Annotated in this window: 16 protein-coding genes; 4 read left to right on the top strand and 12 right to left on the bottom strand. The window is 67.5% G+C overall.

Going from position 1 to position 15,486, the window contains the following annotated elements; genetic code table 11:
* Positions 1-13: 13 nt before the first annotated feature.
* Together EDF53_RS00235 and EDF53_RS00230 are read right to left on the bottom strand one after the other, a co-directional pair.
* On the bottom strand, positions 14-448 hold the full coding sequence (locus EDF53_RS00235) for a hypothetical protein (RefSeq protein ID WP_123291717.1): 435 nt from the start codon (positions 446-448) through the stop codon (positions 14-16).
* 82 nt (positions 449-530) lie between these two features.
* Entirely contained in the window at positions 531-1,709 is a 1,179-nt protein-coding gene (locus EDF53_RS00230) for a GDSL-type esterase/lipase family protein (protein ID WP_123291716.1), read from the bottom strand.
* A 90-nt stretch (positions 1,710-1,799) separates the two neighbouring features.
* Between EDF53_RS00230 and EDF53_RS00225 the strand changes: the two genes are divergently transcribed.
* Complete coding sequence (locus tag EDF53_RS00225; protein WP_123291715.1) at positions 1,800-3,293, top strand: family 20 glycosylhydrolase; 1,494 nt, start codon at positions 1,800-1,802, stop codon at positions 3,291-3,293.
* Positions 3,294-3,368: 75 nt separating this feature from the next.
* On the opposite strand, the gene EDF53_RS00215 is transcribed toward EDF53_RS00225, so the two are convergent.
* Positions 3,369-4,310, bottom strand: a complete 942-nt coding sequence (locus EDF53_RS00215; protein WP_123291714.1) for a LysR family transcriptional regulator — start codon at positions 4,308-4,310, stop codon at positions 3,369-3,371.
* A gap of 119 nt (positions 4,311-4,429) precedes the next feature.
* On the opposite strand from EDF53_RS00215, the gene EDF53_RS00210 reads away from it, so the two are divergent.
* Positions 4,430-5,389, top strand: coding sequence for a putative oxygenase MesX (locus EDF53_RS00210; protein ID WP_123291713.1), 960 nt, complete (start codon positions 4,430-4,432; stop codon positions 5,387-5,389).
* Positions 5,390-5,409: 20 nt separating this feature from the next.
* On the top strand, positions 5,410-6,459 hold the full coding sequence (locus tag EDF53_RS00205; RefSeq protein WP_123291712.1) for a methionine synthase: 1,050 nt from the start codon (positions 5,410-5,412) through the stop codon (positions 6,457-6,459).
* Between the two features lie 165 nt (positions 6,460-6,624).
* Here the strand turns inward: EDF53_RS00205 and EDF53_RS00200 are convergent, their stop codons facing one another.
* The 6 genes from EDF53_RS00200 to EDF53_RS18905 all read right to left on the bottom strand — a co-directional run bounded on the left by EDF53_RS00200 (position 6,625) and on the right by EDF53_RS18905 (position 10,885).
* Complete coding sequence (locus EDF53_RS00200) at positions 6,625-7,449, bottom strand: serine hydrolase (protein WP_123291711.1); 825 nt, start codon at positions 7,447-7,449, stop codon at positions 6,625-6,627.
* Between the two features lie 108 nt (positions 7,450-7,557).
* Positions 7,558-8,100, bottom strand: a complete 543-nt coding sequence (locus tag EDF53_RS00195) for a hypothetical protein (protein ID WP_148058234.1) — start codon at positions 8,098-8,100, stop codon at positions 7,558-7,560.
* Positions 8,101-8,215: 115 nt separating this feature from the next.
* Positions 8,216-8,758 (bottom strand): hypothetical protein, encoded by a 543-nt coding sequence (locus EDF53_RS00190; RefSeq protein WP_148058233.1) that lies wholly within the window; start codon positions 8,756-8,758, stop codon positions 8,216-8,218.
* 41 nt (positions 8,759-8,799) lie between these two features.
* The gene (locus EDF53_RS00185) at positions 8,800-9,747 is read right to left on the bottom strand and encodes a sporulation-delaying protein SdpB family protein (protein WP_123291708.1); all 948 of its coding nucleotides are present in this window, start codon (positions 9,745-9,747) and stop codon (positions 8,800-8,802) included.
* The gene (locus tag EDF53_RS19795) at positions 9,738-10,190 is read right to left on the bottom strand and encodes an SdpA family antimicrobial peptide system protein (RefSeq protein ID WP_395873110.1); all 453 of its coding nucleotides are present in this window, start codon (positions 10,188-10,190) and stop codon (positions 9,738-9,740) included. Before EDF53_RS19795 ends, EDF53_RS00185 begins: the two co-directional genes overlap by 10 nt.
* A gap of 98 nt (positions 10,191-10,288) precedes the next feature.
* Positions 10,289-10,885 carry a hypothetical protein gene (locus tag EDF53_RS18905; RefSeq protein WP_148058231.1) on the bottom strand — a complete coding sequence of 199 codons (597 nt, stop codon included), beginning with the start codon at positions 10,883-10,885 and terminating at the stop codon, positions 10,289-10,291.
* A gap of 74 nt (positions 10,886-10,959) precedes the next feature.
* Here EDF53_RS18905 and EDF53_RS00165 point away from each other — a divergent pair, with 74 nt between their 5' ends.
* The gene (locus tag EDF53_RS00165; RefSeq protein ID WP_185020881.1) at positions 10,960-11,835 is read left to right on the top strand and encodes a CPBP family intramembrane glutamic endopeptidase; all 876 of its coding nucleotides are present in this window, start codon (positions 10,960-10,962) and stop codon (positions 11,833-11,835) included.
* Between the two features lie 177 nt (positions 11,836-12,012).
* On the opposite strand, the gene EDF53_RS00160 is transcribed toward EDF53_RS00165, so the two are convergent.
* The 3 genes from EDF53_RS00160 to EDF53_RS00150 all read right to left on the bottom strand — a co-directional run bounded on the left by EDF53_RS00160 (position 12,013) and on the right by EDF53_RS00150 (position 15,477).
* Positions 12,013-12,450, bottom strand: coding sequence for a hypothetical protein (locus EDF53_RS00160; protein ID WP_123291703.1), 438 nt, complete (start codon positions 12,448-12,450; stop codon positions 12,013-12,015).
* Between the two features lie 115 nt (positions 12,451-12,565).
* A complete protein-coding gene (locus EDF53_RS00155; protein ID WP_123291702.1) occupies positions 12,566-13,162 on the bottom strand; it encodes a hypothetical protein in 597 nt (198 codons plus the stop codon).
* A gap of 107 nt (positions 13,163-13,269) precedes the next feature.
* Entirely contained in the window at positions 13,270-15,477 is a 2,208-nt protein-coding gene (locus EDF53_RS00150) for an alpha/beta hydrolase (protein ID WP_148058228.1), read from the bottom strand.
* Positions 15,478-15,486 lie beyond the last annotated feature (9 nt).

Genomic DNA, 15,486 nt, shown 5'->3' with positions numbered 1-15,486 from the left:
ACCGGCCGGCGGTTCAGAACAGGTAGCCGCCAGACGCGACGTCCGTGACGAACTCAGCGACGACGAAGGCCGCCAGGAGGCCGGCGAGCGTGCCCAGGGCGGCGAAGGACCCCGGCTGCCACCGGCGCCGACGGGCGACGGCCCAGCACGTCCCGACGACGGCGATGACACCCGACACGAGCGGATACGCGATGAGGACGACCGAACTCGCGTCGTAGTTGCAGTTCCTCGCGGTGTCCGTGCATCCGACGAAGGCCATCTGGCTGAGCACGACCCAGAACCAGGCGAGGGGCGCGGCGACGTAGGTGACGGCCAGCGTGACAGCGGTCACGACGAGGTCGATCGCGCCGGGCTTCGTCGGGACGTACGGTGTCCGAGGCTGCGCTCGTGCCGGGCGGAGGTACGCGTCCTCATCGGGGCCGAACCACTGGTTGCGCTGTTCCCCCATGCGCTCACGGTAGTGGATCGTCGCACCACTCCGGGGATGCCTCGGTCCAGGGCTCGACGGCCGCACGGAGCAGCTCCGCCCCTCAGTCGCCCTCGTGCGCAGCCAGGGTTGCGAGTACGAGCTTCGTGATCCGACGCTGCCCCTCGTCGTTGGGGTGGATGCCGTCCGTCGAGTAGATCCCCGTCCCGGACGTGTCGGCCTCGGGGAAGGTGTCAGCCATGCTGACGTACGCGGCACCGCCCTTCGCCGCGGCACGCTTGATCTCGGCGAGGTAGCTCGACCACTCGCTCGACATGCCGTCCGTCATGCTCGAGGCCGGGGTGAACTCGCCGATCACGAGCAGCGAGGGCTTCGTGGGCAGCGCCGCGAGCGTCTCGAGGAACGCCACGTACTGGGCGCCGAGCTCGTCGGGTGTGAGGTTCGCCGCGTCGTTGCCACCCAGCGTGATGGTGATGAGGTCCGGTGCAGCACGACGCATCGCCGTCAGGAAGCCCTCCTGGTCATCGGTGAACGTCGCGATCGTCGAGCCCGAGTGCGCGGAGTCGTAGCGGTGGATCCCCTTGTCCCGGTCACCGTCGTAGATCGTGAACCCCAGCAAGGAGAACGGCGCGACGGCGGTGACGGTCACCGTGTGCTCCCCGCTCGACAGTCCGTCCACCGTCGTGATCGTCCCGGTACTGGCAGTCCCGGTGGTGGCGACGGTCGTCGGTGCTGCTCCGTCGACGCTGTAGGTGAAGTCGCCGGACCCGGGGTAGCGCGCCCACCAGATGTCGATCCCGGTGCCCGTGAAGCCGTAGCTCCGCGAGGCGCCCGCCTGCATCGCGACCGATCGGTAGCCGAGGTCGGGGGTGGTGATGTCGAACTGGCTCTTCCCCGTGCGCGCGGCCGCCCAGTCACCCCAGGTCGAGTCCGGTGCGTACACGGCGAACTGTGCCGGCAGGTACCCGGCCCCTCCGGCGACCCCGTCCGTCGGGTGCTCCGTGCGCAGCTGGTCGAGCGTGAGGTCCATCCACCGGGTGGAGCGTGACGAGGCGCCCTGCCCCTCGGTGATCGAGTCCCCCAGGGCGACCCAGTTCGCGGGCGCCTCGGTCCGGTCGGCCACGGCGGCGTTCCAGGTCGCGAGCGGCTCGGCGACCTCCGGGGTCTTCGCCGCGGAGCACCCCGTCGCGACGATCGACACGAGTGCGACGACCAGGCCGGCGACGAGCCGGGGAGCCCCTCGACGCTGACCGCGATCGGTGGTGCGCTCGTGGCCGTTCACGTTGTCTCCCTTGGGTGGGACGGAGTCCGCGACCGGGCGCCGGGTCGGGCAATGCTAACCGCGCAACCCTGGTGAACTACCGTCGTCTCCGTGCCCTCCTCCACCGGGACTCCGGACCCGACTGCCGGTCCAGCGACCGCGCCGCACTCCGTCAGACGGATCATCGCGGTCAGTCTGGCGATCGCCGTGTCGGCAGCTGCCCTGGTCGGCATCGATGCGGTCGCCGGGTCCGCTGACACCGCGGCGTCGCCGGTGACGGTCACCAAGGTCACCGCAGCGTCCACCGTCACCTCGACCGGCAGCGGCGTGCGGGCCACCCTGAAGGTCACGAACACCACCTCGGTGCGGAAGCCGGCTTCGTCCGCCTGGCTCTCCCTGTCCACCGGCACGAAGAAGTACTCGCTCGGCCGGGTCGCGGTGAAGCCACTCGCCCCGGGCTCGAGCACGACGGTCAGCGCGGTCCGCACGACGCCTTCCCGTGCCGCGGCCGGGAAGTACTCGGTGCTCGCCTGCGTCGGTGCGTACTCCGGGCAGCACTGCCGCACGTCTGCTTCGACCGTCATCACCAAGCCCACGTCCCGCGCACGTCCCCAGACCGGCGTGATGCTCGACGTCGCTCGCGCCTACTACCCCGTGGCACTGATCAAGCGGTACATCGACCTGCTCGCCGACGACGGCGGCCGCTTCCTGCACCTGCACCTCACCGATGACCAGAACGTCGGGATCGAGAGCAAGACCCTCGGTCAGACCCTCGCGAACGCCGATCTCGACCACGGCGTCTACACGAGCCGCGTGACCGGCCGTCCGTTCCTCAGCGCCGCACAGGCACGCACGATCGCCGACCACGCGGCGAAGCGGGGCGTCGCGATCGTGCCCGAGGTCGACACTCCCGGCCACATGGCTGCCGCCTTCGCCCTGCTCGAGGCGGAGCACGGCACGAAGTGGGTCGATCGCATCCGTTCGGGCGAGAGCGAGCTCGACCCGTCGGCGCCGGGCAGTCTCGCGCTGGCGACCAAGCTGTACGCCGAGGTGCAGCGGACGTTCCCGTCCAGTCGCACCGTGCACATCGGTGGAGACGAATGGGGCGGAGACGTCACCGCCGCCCAACGCGTCGCGTGGATGAACGCGATGGCGGCCGCGCTCGGCAACCGCGAGGTGTGGGCCTGGAACGACGGGATCGATCGCGCCGCGGTCGGGCGACTGGATCCGCGCATCCACGTCACGTACTGGAGCTTCGACGGCGACACCGAGGACGCAACGGAGCGTCGCGAACGCCGGGCGCGACGGGCCAGTGCGGTCGACCTGCAGCAGGCCGGGATCGACCTGCTCAACTACAACTCGTACTACCTGTACGAGGTGCCGACCGACCTCGACCCGGCCGACAGCGAGTACACCGTCGCCGATTTCCGCGAGCACCGGTCGCTCCGGACGTGGGACGGCGACTCCGGAGCACGTCTTGCTGCTCCGATGTCGGGCGCGGCCGTCGCGATCTGGGGCGAGGACCTCGAGAGCCCACCTGGTGACGCCCTCCTGCGGTGGAGCGCGCCGCACGTGACGGCGATGATCGAGACCGCAGCCTCCTGACGGACGCGTGACGGGCCTCCAGGCCGACCACCGGACCCGCCGGACCAACCGGACCCGCCGGATCCACCGCCGGACCTACCCCAGCGGCTCGACGCCGTAACTGGTGACCACCGCGCGCAACTCGTCCAGGTAGGTCTGCGCCTGCACGGTGAGGGGAACCGAAGCGTGCGCGATCCAGCCGATCTCGATGCGTTCGTCGACGTCGAGGGGGATGGCGACGATCTCCGGGTCGAGGTCGTCGCTGATGAGCCCGGTGGAGATCGTGTACCCGCCGAGGCCGATCATGAGGTTGAAGATGGTCGCCCGGTCCGAGACCCGGATCTCCCGCTTGCTCGACATCGTCGACAGGATCTCCTCCGCCAGGTAGAAGGAGTTGTTCGCGCCCTGGTCGAACGTCAGCCGCGGCAGGTCGGCGAGGTCTTCGAGGGTCGCACGCTCCCGTGACGCGATGGGGTTCCGACGGGCCACGAAGATGTGCGGCTCGGCGACGAACAGCGGTGTGAACACGACCCCTGCGTCCCGTAGCAGCTTGCCGAGCACCTGCTTGTTGAAGTCGTTGCGGTAGAGGATGCCCACCTCGCTCCGCAGGGTGCGGACGTCCTCGATGATGTCCCAGGTGCGTGTCTCGCGCAGCGAGAACTCGTACTCGTCCGCGGCCGCGCCCTCGACCATGCGGACGAAGGCCTCCACGGCGAACGAGTAGTGCTGGGAGGACACCCCGAGGAGCCGACGCGACCGCTGCCGGCCGACGTACCGCTGCTCGAGCAGGGAGACCTGCTCGATGACCTGCCGGGCGTACCCGAGGAACTCGACGCCGTCGACGGTGAGGACGACGCCCCGAGCCGATCGGGTGAAGAGCGGGCGCCCGATCCGCGTCTCCAGGTCCTTCATCGCCGCGGACATCGTCGGCTGCGACACGTAGAGCAGGTCGGCCGCGGCGCTGATCGAGCCCTCGGTCGCGACCTCGATGAAGTACCGGAGCTGCTGCAGGGTGATGTCGTTCGAGACACGGGCCATAGGCCGAGGCTATACCGGTGCATAGCGTCTCGGTATTACCTGATGGCCTGCGGTTCCCGCCATCATCGAGGTACCCCTTCCCCAGTGCCCTTGGGCGCTCGACGAACAGATTGCCGACCATGGCGAACGACCTCACCTTCAGCATCACCCGGACCCGGTTCGACGAGGACTACTCCCCCGCCGACAGCTCCCGGCTGACCACGAACTTCGCCAACCTGGCGCGGGGCGAGCACCGTCAGCAGAACCTCCGTGCTGCGCTGGCGATGATCGACGGACGCGCGAACGACCTCTTGGCGGCCGGGGATCGTTACCGCCTGGAGCTCGACATCGTCTCGGCCTCGCTGCAGTTCTTCGACGATGGAGCGGACGCCGAGTTCCCGCTGCTCGAGATGCTCGACGTCACGATCGTCGACCAGCACACCGGCGAGCACCACCACGGCATCCTCGGCAACAACTTCTCGTCGTACCTGCGCGACTACGACTTCTCGGTGCTGCTGCCGTCATCGCCGGGCTTGCCGTCTGACTTCGGGGCGCTGCACGGGGCGCTCTTCCAGCGCTTCCTGGAGTCCTCCGCGTTCCGCTCGGATTTCGGTGCCGAGCCCGTCGTCTGCATCAGCGTCTCGACGAGCCAGACCTACCGCCAGAACGGGTACGTCCACCCCGTCCTCGGCGCCGAGTACGAGCACGAGCACTCCTCGCTCACCGACGACTACTTCGGCCGGATGGGCATGCGGGTCCGGTACTTCCAGCCCGCCGGAGCGTCGGCCCCGCTCGCGTTCTACACGCGCGGTGACCTGACCGGGGACTACACGGACCTCCAGCTCATCGGCACGATCGCCACCATGGAGACGTTCCAGAAGATCTACCGCCCGGAGATCTACGCGGCGAACACCCCGGCCGGCAGCACCTACCACCCCACCCTCGACCACACCGACTTCACGCCCACCCCGGTCACCTACGACCGTGCGGAGCGCAGCCGCCTCGGGATCACCCAGGGCCGGTGGACCGAGGAGCACCTCGTGACGCCGCACCACGCGCTTCTCACGCGTTTCGCTGCCGACTCCGTCCCCGCCCGCTGACCGTCTGGATCTTCACCTCCATGAGTTCTCTCCTCCCCACCTCGATCGTCGGCAGCCTGCCGAAGCCGTCCTGGCTCGCCGAGCCCGAAAAGCTCTGGTCCCCCTGGAACCTGCAGGGCGCAGCACTCACCGAGGGCAAGCAGGACGCACTCCGCTCCGCCGCGCACGAGCAGGAGCGCCGCGGCATCGACATCGTCAGCGACGGCGAGCAGACCCGCCAGCACTTCGTCACGACGTTCATCGAGCACCTGGACGGTGTCGACCTCGAGCGCAAGGAGACCGTCCGGATCCGTGACCGGTACGACGCGGCCGTCCCGACCGTGGTCGGTGCCGTGAGTCGCCGGAAGCCGGTGTTCGTCGAGGACGCGAAGTTCCTGCGCGCCCAGACCGACCGGCCGATCAAGTGGGCGCTCCCCGGCCCGATGACCATGATCGACACGCTCTCCGACCAGCACTACAAGAGCCGCGAGAAACTGGCGTGGGAGTTCGCCACGATCCTCAACCAGGAAGCGCGCGAGCTCCAGGACGCCGGCGTCGACATCATCCAGTTCGACGAGCCCGCCTTCACCGTCTTCCACGACGAGGTGCAGGACTGGGGCGTGGCCGCGCTCGAACGCGCGACCGAGGGCCTGCGCGCCGAGACCGCCGTGCACATCTGCTACGGGTACGGCATCGAGGCGAACAACAAGTGGAAGGAGACGCTCGGAGCGGAGTGGCGGCAGTACGAGCAGTCGTTCCCGCTGCTGCAGCAGTCGTCGATCGACATCGTCTCGCTGGAGTGCATCCACTCGCACGTGCCGCTCGAGCTCGTTGAGCTGATCCGCGGGAAGAAGGTCATGCTCGGGGCGATCGATGTCGCGACCGAGACCGTCGAGACTCCGGAAGAGGTCGCGGAGGTGCTGCGGCGGGCGCTCGAGTTCGTTGATGCCGACAAGCTCATCCCGAGCTCGAACTGCGGGATGGCTCCCCTTGCGCGTGGGGCTGCGCTGGACAAGCTCGGGGCGTTGTCCGCTGGGGCGGACATCGTGCGGGCTGAGCTCGTCGGCTCGGCCGTTCCGTCGGCGCGTTAGTCGTCGTCAACTGCAGGGCGGCTCCCTTCCGCAAGGAGGGGAGCCGCCCTCTTCGTTTCGCCCGCCTCGTGGCCGGCTCTCGATCCGGCCTGGAGGCGCGGCTGCCGTCCGGCTGACAGGTCGCGTTGGTACTGCCGTCACTCTTCAGCGCCTCCAGCGGCTCGGTCATCGACCGTCGCGTTTCGATCGCACCTCCTGCTCGATGAGCGCCGTGGCGATCGTGTCTGCCGCATGCGGAGCCTTCGCGAGCGTGTGGACCACGGCGGTGACTCCTGCCGCGTTGGCGATGACCGCTCCTGCCGCTCGCACCTCTCCGTTGATCCAGATCGATGCCGCTTCCCGCTGCCAGCTCACCGTGCGGGAGCGCCCAGCGCCGGGCTCGAGCGCCCAGTCGGCGTAGCGGCAGAGATCGTCGAACGTGGACCAGACGCCGCCTGCAGCCGCGAACGACGATTCTCCGAGCGCCCACGGCTTGATCGCGCGACCGAAGAGCTTCGGCACTACCCGGTCTGCGTGCGCCGGTACGAGGGCCGCTGAGCTGATCCCAGCCGGCTCGAGGATGTGCTGGCGTACAGCGGCGAACCAGTCGCCGAGCAGCGCGTACCCGAGGTTCGAGTACACGAAGCGGCCTCGCGGCGTGGCCGGCACCGCGACTGCGTGATCGAGGGGGACGCCAACGGCATCTCGATACGGGTCGCCGAACAGTCGGTCGCGCATCGTGGCCGGAAGCCGTGGCAGACCCGAGGTGTGGTGCACGAGGTCAGCAACGGTCATGTCGGCATCGGGCACACCAGGGAGGTAGCGCGCGACAGGCCGGTCGACCTCGAGCGTGAGCCAGGCCGTCGTGCCGACGAGTCCCTTCGTGATACTCCCCCACTCGAGCATCGAGGCGGTGGCGTAGGGCCCACGGGGCCCACGAACGGTGCGCCAGCCATCGCCTGCACGAAGACTCGCGCGCCAGTGACCGGAACTCTCAAGCGGATTCCGCACCGCGTGCCTCTCTCTGAAAACCGGCCCAGATGCGGGCCCTCACGAAAAGAACACCGACCGGGCCATTGCTTCGCCCATCGGACACGCGAACGTGCTCACCCGCAGAAGCTATTGCTCGTGCGCGTGGGGGTGTTCCAGGGCGAAGCTCCGGGCGTCTTCGATCGCCGCTGCAGTGGCGTCTGGATCGCCGGTTTGGAACGCGACGTAGTGGTCCTGCGTCGTCACGACAACCGCGGGGCCCGGCCCGAGAAGGAAGGTGGTGTAACCGGGTCCGGAAGCAACGATGCCGATGCGAGGTGCCATCGGCCATGACGTCGGATCAACACGGATCTCGCCGATTTCGTCGAATCGAATCCGTCTCGCACGGAGCGGAAACGACCGCACCGTCAGAGCGTCTTGGCCGACGACCACGGTGATCGCGGCAGGCAAGAGCAGCGTTGCACCGAGTGTGAACGGAACGACGGCGATCGAACCGATTAGCGCACCCGGTTCGTCTGCCACGGCCGCAACGAACACCACGACGAACAGCACCCCGATGGCGAGAGCGGCGAACACGATTCCTGCCACCAGCAGTCGCCGCGGCCGCCGCAGTGTCCAGGCATGCCTGCGCGGCCTCCGCCCAGCCAGCGCGGGACCCATCTCACTGCTCATCATCGGCCTCCATTTGTGTCGAACTTGCGGTGGATGAGCGGGCCGCCGAAGGGGCGTTCCAGACGCAGCTGGTGCGCGCGGGGCGGGCCGGCGGTGGACCGCCCCACGCGGCTGCTCACGCGAAGGCAGCTGCGAGATCAGCGGCCAGCTTCTCGTTCGTCATGTCGTCCTGCGGCGCGTCTACGCTGAGTGGTACGACGGCGAGAACCACCCAGAACGCGAGCGCGACGACGAGGACGGTCGCACATTTGCCGCTACCCGTCCCCGTCTGGACACCGTGCTCAGCGGCGATCTTCTTCGAGATGCGTTGCAGCGCACGCAGCCCGTCGAGAGTGCGAAACGGGTCGCCACTTTGGACTGCTTCCGTAACGTCCGCGTGGAAGTTCGCGTCAGCGGCGCGATACTCCTCGGTGAGCTCTGTGAGCTCATCGGACGTCAGCGAGGGGGTCCCTGCAGGGACGAACCCGGCCAGATCCGCCTGCATACTCGCAAGCGGGCCTTGGCCCGTGGCAAAGAACTCAATGACCGCTTCGTCGCTGAACGTTGGCGTCGACGAGCGGGCGATCGTGGCGGCGTGTGCCTGCGCCGGCGGTGTCAGTGTGGTGGCGGGGAGCACCGCAGCCGTGACCAGCGCAGTCATGAGCAGAGTCTTCTTCATCATTTTCTCCTTTTCTCTCTGACCATTTGGTCAGATGACCGTCATTTCTCTTGGGCGACCGAGATCAGTCTTCGCCGATCTATCACGGGCGGGATTGGACAACTCCGCGGATCACGCCCGCTCGTCGCAATCGCAGCGATCGCCACTCCACCGATCATCGTGAGCCCGAAACTCCAGAGGCCGATAGTAACGATGATCGCACCGTGCAGGATTGAGCAAGCAATCAGCGCAAACTTGCGCGAATGCGGCCCACAGAGGATCAGCACAGCTATCGCCACTTCAAGCACTATTGCACCCCAGGTCAACGAAACGACGACAAACGTGTTCGAGGTAAGGGCCCTCATGACCGATGCGACTGGGCCCGAAGCGCCGAAATAGAGGTCTCGAATGACGTAGTACTCAGCGGTGCCAGTGACCCAGTCGTTCGCGAACACCTTCCCGATCCCGCTGCCAAAGTAGATCATCGCCACTTGGATGCGGATTGCGAAGAGCCCTGCGAGAGCAATCTGAAGCCGTGGAGCAGAAATTCGACGCCGACGGCGATCAAGTCCGTATCGGCGGTCGTCCGCGATGTTGACGACAGCCACGAGGATCAGGAACACAACCGCCGCTTGGTCACCGCCGTCGGGCAAAGCGATAGCGCTTGCGATCGAGAAGGCGACCCAGACATGCAACCAGCCGACGATCGCGGGCAAGACGCCAGCGAGAACGGCCAGGAGAATGCTGACGAGTGTCATCGTCGGCACCCAATGCGGCGCATCCTTCATCAGGCAGTAGGCTCCGATTGCGCGGACCCCAGCGCAGTGCGGTGCAGGGGTTGCACCTGCCACGGATTGCATGAGCGCCGCGTAGGGCGTGAGGAGCAGAGTGAGCAACTCCGCCGCGGCGATGAGCGAGCGACCAGCCCAGAGCTGAGATCCGCGAATCTCGAACATCGACAACGCCCGCTTCAGCGCGGGAATCCGCAGCTCTCCGAATATCAGTTGCATCTGACGCTCACTGACGCGGTGCGGACGATGTACGTGGATTCGTAATCAAACTTTCTGAATTCGAACGGAGTGGGCTTCACTTGTGCGAGAACCATCGGACCGCAGAGGGTTCGGTGTGCTGCGGCGTTCGCGACTACTTGCTGGACCCCGCGCTGAGCCTGCTTGACGCACGTCTCGGGCTGCGAGCGATTCGAGCATTTGACCCACTTCACGTCGGCCGAGATCAGAGCGATCTCCGGTCCCTGCGCACGTTGAGTTCGTGACATACCGAAGAGGTTGCGAGCGCGGGTCTGCGGCAAATCGAGTAGCGACGATGACGAGTTCGAGGAATACGCAGTGAGGGCAGACTTCTGCAGCGATGCGGTGAAGAACTCCCACCGCTGAGGGGCGACCGCCGCGACGAAGTCGCGCGCGGCCGTTCCCGCAGCGGTCCTCGACGTCATAGCGTTGGGTGCCAAGGACAGAAGCAAGGTCGCCACCAACCAGGCCAAGAGGATCCCGAGGGCTCCAATGAACACTCCGTATGCACGAAGGGTGCGGCTCACGAGCTCACTTCGGACGCGACGATCGCGGCAAACGCCCGGGTTGCCTCCGCACCCTCGGCAGCAGTCTTGGGCCACAGGTACGTCTTGTAGTAAACGGCAACAGCGACGGCCCCGACCGCGAGGACCGCTGCGGCCGCGACGACAAGGCACTTCCCATCGGAAGTGTTGGTGATGGCTGTTCCTTGCACGTCCTCGAGGGCAGCTCGGAACGTGTTCAGGGCCGACTCTACCTTGAATGGATCACCAGACTGGAACGGGATCGTCACGGAGGAATGGAACTCCGGATCTGCGGCGGTGAATGCTTCTTTCAGCTGAGCAAGTTCTGGCGCCGTGAGCCGGTCGTTCCCGCTGGGCAGGTATCCGGCGAGCACAGGATGGTCGTTGACCAGCTGCCCTTGACCAGCAACGAGCGCCGCGATGACTTCGACGTCTCCGTAGACGGTGGCGGAGTGGTCAACCGCCGCTGACGCTTCATGAATCAGCGGTTCGGCGGTAGCGGGGCCGCTCTGGACGCCGACCAGTGTTGCTGCGCACAGCGCAGCGACGGACAACCCGGTCGTGGTTCGAATCTTCTTCTTTGACGATGCGATCATGCGGCCAGCATTCCAATAAGGTGTCCAACATGTCAAGCATTGGATGCTGCAGATCGCAAGTCGCACGGATCACCATGTTCATCGCGCTGGCGTACGGCGGCGCCTGGGCTCTCCTCACGCCGGCGCTCCTGTCCAGCGCTGATCTCACGGATTCGGTGGGCAGCCCCGGGACCTATCTCGCCACAGTTGCGATGATGTTCACCCCCGCGGCGAGCGCACTGCTCGTCGCTGTCGTCCTGGAGCGGCACCGCGGCCGCTCACTCCTCCGCGGCGTCGGCCTCGACGCCTTCTTCACGCGGCGTGGTTGGCGTTTCGGGGTCTGGGCGACGGCGGCCTCAGCGGCTCTTGTGGTGGGGAGCTGGGCGCTCGGCCTGTCTTTCGGGTGGCTCGAACTGGACCCGGAGCGGTCCCCACTCAAGACCCTGATGGTGCAACTCACCGGCGAGGACCCGCCGCTACCGATGGCCGCTCTCGCCGCCCTCCAGCTCGTGAATCTCCCCATCGGTCTCGCTGTGACGAGCATCGCAGCGGCAGGAGAAGAGGTCGGTTGGCGCGGCTGGCTCCTGCCACGTCTCGTAGAGCTCGCGCCACGGTGGGCGCTCCCGCTCAGCGGACTCATCTGGGGCGTCTGGCACACGCCTGCGATCCTGCTCGGCCTCAACTACGACCAGCGCGATCTGCTTGGCGTCTGCATGATGGCGGTGGCGTGCACAGGCGTTGGAGTACTCATCGGTTGGTTGCGGCTGCGCAGCCGATCACTGCTTCCGTGCGTCCTCGCCCATGCAGGCCTCAACGTCTTCACCACCTACCAATCAGCGCTCTTCCCGCCCTTCGACCCTCGCCTAGTCGGCCCTCTCTCATTGACGGGGTGGATCGTCATCGCGGCGATGCTCGTTTGGCTGGGCGTCGCTTCGCGGCGACAACGCAGTGCGTTCGGCCAAAGAGCCTAGGAACCGCCCGACTCCGAGCGGCAGTGTTACGGATCGCCGGATCACCGGATCGACGCGTGAACCGACACGGGCGCTGCCCGATTCGTCTGGGTGGGAGCGTGGCGCGCGCCCGACAGGGGCTCGCGTCTCGCGCCGGTCTGGAGGCGCGGCTCGGTTCCGGTGGTCAGGTCGCGGTCGTCACTCCTGACCGTCGAGGCTCATCTTCTCGAAGTCCCCTGCGATGCACTGCGAGCTGCCGTCGATCGTGTACCCGCGGGGATCCGCGCGGAAGTCGGAGGAGCTCACCGGGCCACCCCTGCCCCGGACGCCGAGGATCGGGTCCTCGCCGCCGGTCTGGTACCGCTCGGTCGTGACCCCCAGCTCCTTCCAGTGCCGTTCCACCGCCTCGACGTCGGCCTTCGGCTCAGGGCTCGCGGACCGGACCATGGCGTAGGAGTACTCGACGCCGCGGACGCCCGGGGCGAGGCCGCACTTCCCGAGCCCAGGGCCCTCACTGACCTCCCAGCCGTCGCCCACCACGTCGGTCGAGCCCTCGACGAACGTGACGATGGACTCTGTCGCCTGCTCGGGAGTCTTCCCGATGCCGGCGCTGCAGCCCGTGAGGACGACCATCATGAGCAGTGCGGCTGCGGTCGCTTGGAGGCCGGCGACGGCCCTCCACCGAGTGGATGCCTCGCGGGAGTTCCTCGCAGACCGGTCGGCGTCTGCGAGGCGCACCCTCGTCCGGAGATCAGCGCTGCCGGACAGGATCGCTCCACTTCGGGAACGGCTCCGAGACACCCGGCTCGGATTCATCGGGGAAGTCGGCGGGGTCGCGCAGTGCGATCGCCTTGATGAGCTCCGGAGCATCGTGTGCCCAGAACGCCTCGCTGTACACACCGAGCGAGTACTGCCCGTTCGGCCGCACGTTCCAGGTCACCCACCATCCGTCACCGGTGTCGGCCCGGACCTCGTGATCCGTACCGACCTTCGCGCTGCTCCAGCGCCACCCTTCTTCATCGAAGTACCGCTGCATCGGATCGAGGTCCTCCACCACGCCGGTCGCACCCTCCGGTTCGATGATCCGTACGGCTCGGAACGCGTAGGAGTTCTCGTTGGTCGCACCCTCCGGCGCCTTGCCGAACGCATCGTCGCCTGCGGGCAGAGGACGGACGTCCCCGCCGTTCCAGTACCACGTGCCGTCCGAGATCTGTCGTTGTGCGGCTGCGAGCACGGCCTGCCCGTGCTCGTACCGCTCGCCAGCCAGCTCGAACTCGTCCTGCAACGAGAGATCGGCTACCTGCGCCTGGGTCTTGCCTGCTGCGTCTTGCGCGTCCTGTCCGGTCACGTCGCCTCCTCTGCCTGCGCCGCCTGAGACGCATCCGGTCGTCGCGAGCACCACGGCCGCGAGCATGGTCACGATCGCGCCGCGCAGTCGGGGACGAATCTTGACTCTCATGGCCCCATCTTCCCGTCTGCGACGATCTGCGCCAGCGTGCGGAGCGTGGTCGAGTCATTCGAGAGGTACCCGACGTCGTCCGAATCGGACTCGTGCCACATGTCGTGGCCCGTCACCCCTCTCGTACCCTCGGCTGCTTCCGAGGAGAACTCCTGCACGCCGTCGAACCCGAGCGGATCTGCCCGGGTCGCCACGCCCAGCCACTGACCGACCGGCGCGAACGGATCGTCCTTCGCGGCCGTCGCGTACACGTTTGCGGCGTGGACGTCGTCGATCTCGGTCCCGCGCGGGAAGCCGACGGACCCGTACGACACGAACGAGTCGACCTGGTGTTCCGTCAACTGAAGCCCCTGCACCGCGGTGGTGGAGCCGTAGGAGTGCGCTGCAACCGTGAAGGTGTCGGGGCCACCGTCCGACCTGCTGTCGAAGACACCGTCCACGAAGGAGGCCAGTTGGCCTGCGCCGGATTCCGATCGGTCGGGTGCGCCCACCTCCGCCGGGTTCGGCGCGTGGTAGCCAACCCAGGAAACGACGGCGTAGGTCTGCGATCGGTCATCGCTGTGCGCCTGGCGCAACAATCCCTCGGCGGCCACGACGCGCTCGCCCATGCCAGCCACGTCCGAGTTCATCCCCGGCACGTTCACCGTCACGTTCTTCGCCGTGTCGAGGTCACCAAGCGACACGGCGGCGACCAGCGCACCGTCGTGCACCCCGAATCCAACGAGTTGCGCCGTCTTGGACGCCGCAGGTCCGGGGAGTGTCTCAGCGCTGAGGTCGGCCGCGTCGACGGCCTCTTGCAGCGCGTTGACCTGTTCCTCGAAGTCCGACCGGCCGATGCGCTGCTCGCCGAAGCCCATGAGGGTGTACACGCGCTCCGGATCCCGCACCGCCGCCGCAAGCACGGCTCGTGACGCGATGTCGCGCTTCGCAGCAGGGATGCCGTCGAGGTTTGCGAGCAGGTACTGCGTCGCCAACGGCAAGGACTCGATGTACTCGTCCGTCTGCGGGACCTTCGCCCAGGCCGCGGCGACCTCGGCAGGGGTCAGACCCGGCCGGAGCAGCTCGGACAGCGCTGGCGACGCGGTCACCGTCGCCACGGCGTCGAGCATCAGGTCCGGGAGAGCGCCGCCTCCAGCGCGGTCGAAGGCGTTCGCGATGCCTTCGATCCAGCTCGCCTCCAGGGCGTTCTCGGCCATCAGCTGGTCGAACCCCGCCACGACTGTCGAACCCTGGACCGGCACCCACGAACAAGCCGAACAGAAGCGGGTCCAGGCGTTCTTCACCCGGATCAGGTGCTGCCCAGCGCTGCCGTCGGCCGCTCTGTTGGCCCCGACGAACGTCAGGAGCGCATCAGGATCCGCGGAGGACGTGCTTCCCGAGCTCCCGCCAGCCGTGCGCGGGCGCGCCCTCGGCAGGAACGTTGCCGTGACCGGGGTCGGGTGCACAGCCGTGTCATCCGGACGTCGGTCGATCACGCCATCGATGTAGGCCGACGCCACGGCGAGCGGATCCCCGGACGCGCGACGCTGCTCACGCTCCTCCTCACGCGCACTCCATTCGCGCGATTCCCGGAGTCGGCGCCGCTCGGATTCAGCCTCGCGTTTCGCCCGATCGATCGACGTCTTGAGGTCAGCGAAGACACCGGCGAGACGCTGCGTGTCCTCCGACCGGATCGTGCTGTCGGTCGTGAAGAGCGTCGCGTAGCTGCCGCGGAACTCCCGAACCGCTGCCTCGACTCGCACCCGATCCGCCATAGCCTGCGATCGCAGGTCCCCGGAAGCCCCCTCCGCAGCAGCGATGAGGGCATCGGCTGCCCCGTCATCGAACACAATCGTCACGCACACCCCCGTGTGGATCGCAATCTGTCCTTCGACCCTACTGGACGGCCGATGACCCTGCGCAACCAGGCGGTCGATGGGCATCGCGGCTCCTCGTCGGACCTCGCGGCAATCCGGAGGTGTGATGGGCCAGTTCAGCGACGGTCGTCTGAGGATCGGACCCGTCCGGGAGGGAGGGTACGACCGGCCGATCCAGTTCCAGCGAGAGCGCAGCCGTCGTCCGGTGCCCCCCCCCCCCCCCTCGTGATGCTTCCCCTCTCGGGCAGCCATCTCTCGACGTTCAGTCGAGTCGGCTCGCGGCCGGTCCCCGGCCATCAGCGTCGGGATGCTCGCTCGCCACCGTGCATCCGGAATGTTGCCGTTCATGCTCCAGGG

The organism is Curtobacterium sp. PhB78 (assembly GCF_003751685.1).
Lineage (GTDB): Bacteria > Actinomycetota > Actinomycetes > Actinomycetales > Microbacteriaceae > Curtobacterium.
This window is presented reverse-complemented; position numbering and strand designations above follow the sequence as displayed.

Bases quoted from the DNA above. Each gene is read 5' to 3' on its own strand.
- EDF53_RS00235 (WP_123291717.1), bottom strand. From the start codon at position 448: ATGGGGGAACAGCGCAACCAGTGGTTCGGCCCCGATGAGGACGCGTAC.
- EDF53_RS00215 (WP_123291714.1), bottom strand. From the start codon at position 4,310: ATGGCCCGTGTCTCGAACGACATCACCCTGCAGCAGCTCCGGTACTTC.
- EDF53_RS00210 (WP_123291713.1), top strand. From the start codon at position 4,430: ATGGCGAACGACCTCACCTTCAGCATCACCCGGACCCGGTTCGACGAG.
- EDF53_RS00205 (WP_123291712.1), top strand. From the start codon at position 5,410: ATGAGTTCTCTCCTCCCCACCTCGATCGTCGGCAGCCTGCCGAAGCCG.
- EDF53_RS00195 (WP_148058234.1), bottom strand. From the start codon at position 8,100: ATGAGCAGTGAGATGGGTCCCGCGCTGGCTGGGCGGAGGCCGCGCAGG.
- EDF53_RS00190 (WP_148058233.1), bottom strand. From the start codon at position 8,758: ATGAAGAAGACTCTGCTCATGACTGCGCTGGTCACGGCTGCGGTGCTC.
- EDF53_RS00185 (WP_123291708.1), bottom strand. From the start codon at position 9,747: ATGCAACTGATATTCGGAGAGCTGCGGATTCCCGCGCTGAAGCGGGCG.
- EDF53_RS19795 (WP_395873110.1), bottom strand. From the start codon at position 10,190: ATGACGTCGAGGACCGCTGCGGGAACGGCCGCGCGCGACTTCGTCGCG.
- EDF53_RS18905 (WP_148058231.1), bottom strand. From the start codon at position 10,885: ATGATCGCATCGTCAAAGAAGAAGATTCGAACCACGACCGGGTTGTCC.
- EDF53_RS00165 (WP_185020881.1), top strand. From the start codon at position 10,960: ATGTTCATCGCGCTGGCGTACGGCGGCGCCTGGGCTCTCCTCACGCCG.
- EDF53_RS00160 (WP_123291703.1), bottom strand. From the start codon at position 12,450: ATGATGGTCGTCCTCACGGGCTGCAGCGCCGGCATCGGGAAGACTCCC.
- EDF53_RS00150 (WP_148058228.1), bottom strand. From the start codon at position 15,477: ATGAACGGCAACATTCCGGATGCACGGTGGCGAGCGAGCATCCCGACG.